The sequence below is a fragment of the Ideonella sp. B508-1 genome, from assembly GCF_000333615.1.
Taxonomy (GTDB): domain Bacteria; phylum Pseudomonadota; class Gammaproteobacteria; order Burkholderiales; family Burkholderiaceae_C; genus Ideonella.
This window is the reverse complement of the sequence record NZ_BADL01000552.1, coordinates 1-3,505: the sequence shown is the minus strand read 5'-3', so window position 1 is coordinate 3,505 and position 3,505 is coordinate 1. Positions and strand designations below refer to the sequence as shown.

Annotated in this window: 3 protein-coding genes and 1 pseudogene; all 4 read left to right on the top strand. The window is 71.8% G+C overall.

Annotation, left to right across the window (positions count from 1 at the left end; translation table 11 throughout):
* Positions 1–860 (top strand): FAD-dependent monooxygenase (locus I73_RS21735; RefSeq protein ID WP_022982550.1); only part of this gene is annotated, 860 nt, incomplete at its 5' end.
* A gap of 15 nt (positions 861–875) precedes the next feature.
* Positions 876–1,628, top strand: coding sequence for a DsbC family protein (locus tag I73_RS21730; RefSeq protein WP_022982549.1), 753 nt, complete (start codon positions 876–878; stop codon positions 1,626–1,628).
* Positions 1,629–1,686: 58 nt separating this feature from the next.
* Positions 1,687–2,592: pseudogene (locus I73_RS34735) on the top strand (histidine kinase dimerization/phospho-acceptor domain-containing protein); the annotation flags it as partial.
* Positions 2,593–2,749: 157 nt separating this feature from the next.
* Positions 2,750–3,505 (top strand): response regulator (locus tag I73_RS34215; RefSeq protein ID WP_234409575.1); only part of this gene is annotated, 756 nt, incomplete at its 3' end.

The window sequence follows — 3,505 nt, the reverse complement described above, 5'->3', positions numbered from 1 at the left end:
CCGCCTCGCGCATCGAGTTCTCGGCCTGGCGCCAGGCCGTGCCGGCCTTGGCCTGGATCGTCGACGCCGGGGCACTGGAGAACGTGCTGGACGCCGCGGCCGGCTTCGCGCCGCAGGTCACGCTGCTGGCCGAGCCGGGCCCCGCGCCGCTGACCCTGGTTTGCGAGGGCAAGGCCTCGCTCAGCCGGGCCCAGCTGGGGTCGCGCCTCGTGCGCCACGCCTACGGCCACACCGCGGTGGCCGCCCGGCTGGTGGCCGACCGGCCGCACGCGGGCTGCGCGCGGCAGTGGTTCCGGGCGCCGGACATCCTGGGCCTGCTGCCCTTCGACCGGCCCGAGGCCGGTTGCAGCTACGGTCTGGTGTGGTCGCTGCCGCAGAGCGAGGCCCAGCGCTGGCTGGCCGCGTCGCCGGAAGAATTCGAGGCCGGGCTGATGGCCGCCACCGGCGGCGAGGCCGGGCAGCTGCGGCTGGCCGGCGAGCGCGCCGCCTGGCCGCTGGCCCTGGGCCATGCCGAGCCGGTCACCGGCCCGGGCTGGGCCCTGCTGGGCGACGCCGCCCACCAGGTCCATCCGCTGGCCGGCCAGGGTCTGAACCTGGGCCTGGCCGATGTGGTGGCCCTGGCCGAGGTGCTGGCCGACCGCGAGGTCTGGCGCAACCTGGGCGACCCGGCCCTGCTGCGCCGCTACGCCCGCCGCCGGGCCTTGCCCACCTGGGCCATGGCCCAGGTCACCGATGGCCTGTGGCACCTGTTTGCCCATGAAAACGTGGGATGGCGGGAACTCCGCAACCACGGCCTGAGTCTGGTCAACCATCTGGCGCCGGTGAAGCGCTGGCTGGCCAGCCAGGCGCTGGATGTCTGAATCCGAGGAACCCCGATGAAATCGCTCTCTTCCACCACCGGCCGCTGCCTGCTACAGGGTGCCGTGGTGCTGGCCCTGGCCGGCGCGGCCCTCTCCTCGGCCCTGGCCGACGAGGCCGCCATCCGCAAGAACCTGGCCGATCGCATGCCGGGCCTGCCCAAGATCGACGAGGTCAGCAAGACGCCGATCGCCGGCCTGTACGAGGTGCGCATCGGCACCGACATCCTCTACACCGACGAGGCGGCCAACCACATCATCGAGGGTTCGCTCTACGACACCCGCACCCACACCGACCTGACCAAGGCCCGGGTGGACAAGCTCACCGCCATCGACTTCGCCCAACTGCCGCTCAAGGACGCCATCGTCCTGAAGCAGGGCAACGGCAGCCGCAAGATGGCCGTCTTCGCCGACCCGAATTGCGGCTACTGCAAGCGCCTGGAGAAGGACCTGGTCAACGTGAAGGACGTGACCATCTACACCTTCGTCATCCCCATCCTGGGCGCCGACTCGGCGGTCAAGGCGCGTGACATCTGGTGCGCCAAGGACAACGGCAAGGTCTGGCGCACCTGGATGACCACCGGCTCGGTGCCGCCCAAGTCCATGGATCCCAAGTGCGACACCTCGGCCCTGGACCGCAACCTGGCCATGAGCCGCAAGTACAAGGTCAACGGCACCCCGGCCCTGGTGTTCGAGAACGGCACCCGGGTGCCGGGTGCCATCGGCGGTGACCAGATCGAGAAGCAGCTGGCCAGCGGCCAGAAGTCCTGAACGGACGGCCCCCGCGCGGGGTCGCCCCTCGAAAAAGCCTCACGCGGCGGTGGCGGCGATGTCACACCGCCGCCAAAGATCAGCCGCTGACGCCACAATGGCGGCTCATGAACGCGACCAATCCTTCCGGCGTGGTGCGGCCGAGGCCGACTTCTTCGACCCCGGGGTGATCGACGTGCTGGTCGAGGCCTCGCACGATCTGGCGCTGGGCGTCCGGGTGGCCCGGGCCGAGGTGGAGCGCCATCAGGCCACCGAGCAGCTGCGCCTGCACCGGGACCGGCTGGAGGAGCTGGTGTCCGAGCGCACCGCGGCACTGGCCGTGGCCAAGGAGGCGGCCGAAGTGGCCAACCGGGCCAAGAGCGCCTTCCTGGCCAACATGAGCCACGAGATCCGCACCCCGATGAACGCCATCATCGGCCTGACCCACCTGATCGCCCGCGATCTCTCCGAGGGTGTCCAGCGTGATCGCCTGCATAAGGTAGACCAGGCCGCCCAGCACCTGCTGCAGGTGATCAACGACATCCTCGACCTCTCCAAGATCGAGGCCGGCAAGATGCAGCTCGAGCACATCGAGTTCTCGCGGGACGCGCTGCTGTCGGGCGTCCTGGCCATGATCAGCGAGCAGGCCCGGGCCAAGGGCCTGGAGCTGGTGCTGGACACCGACCACCTGCCCGGCCGCATGCGCGGCGACCCCAAGCACCTGGCCCAGGCGCTCATCAACCTGCTGGCCAATGCCGTCAAGTTCACCGAACGGGGCTGGGTGCGCCTGGCCGGCAGCCTGCTGGCCGAGGAGGGCCAGCGCTTGCAGCTCCGGTTCGAGGTCAGCGACTCGGGCGTGGGCATTGCGCCGGAACAGCAGGGCACCCTGTTCGAGGCCTTCGAGCAGGCGGACGCCTCGACCACCCGCCGCTACGGCGGCACCGGCCTGGGACTGGCCCTGACCCGGAAGATCGCCGGCCTGATGGGCGGTGAAGCCGGCATGAGCAGCCGCCCCGGGGAGGGCAGCTGCTTCTGGTTCACCGCCTGGGTGGAGCGCTGCCCGGCGGCCGTGGAGGTGCCCGCCGACAGCCTGCTGGCCAAGGTGCAGACCCGCCCGGGCCCTGGTGGTCGACGACCTGCCGGTGTCCCTGAGCGCCCTGTCGGACACCCTGTCCGTGCTGGGACTGCAGGTGCAGGCCCTGGACGACCCGCAGGCGGCCCTGCACCGGGTGCAGGCCGAGGCCGCCGCGGGGCGCGCCTTCGACCTGCTGGTGCTGGACTGGCAGATGCCCTCGCTGGACGGCCCGGCCACGCTGCGGGCCATGCGTGCTGCGCTGGGCGGCACCACACCGCCGGCCCTGCTGGTGACGGCCTTCAACGAGCCCGGCCTGCGCCAGCAGGCCGAGGCGGCCGGCTTCGCCCAGGTGCTCACCAAACCCATCACCCCCTCGGACCTGATGGATGCCCTGGCCCAGCTCTTGCACCCCTCGGCGCGGCCGGGCGCGCCCGCCCCGTCCCCCAGCAATGGCGCCGGCCTGGAACAGGCGCTGCGGCAGCACCATGCCGGCCGGCGCATCCTGCTGGCCGAAGACAACCCCATCAACCAGGAGGTGGCCCGCGAGCTGCTGCAGGCGGTGGGCCTGCAGGTCGAGGTGGCGGCCGATGGCCGGCAGGCCCTGCAGGCCGCCCTGGCCCGGCCGCCGGCCCTGGTGCTGATGGACATGCAGATGCCCGAGATGGACGGGCTCACCGCCACGCGCGAGCTGCGCGCCCGGCTCGGCCAGGCCCTCCCCATCCTGGCCATGACGGCCAACGCCTTCGACGACGACCGCGCCGCCTGCCTGGCCGCGGGCATGAACGACCACATCGGCAAGCCGGTCAGCCCGGCCCTGCTCTAC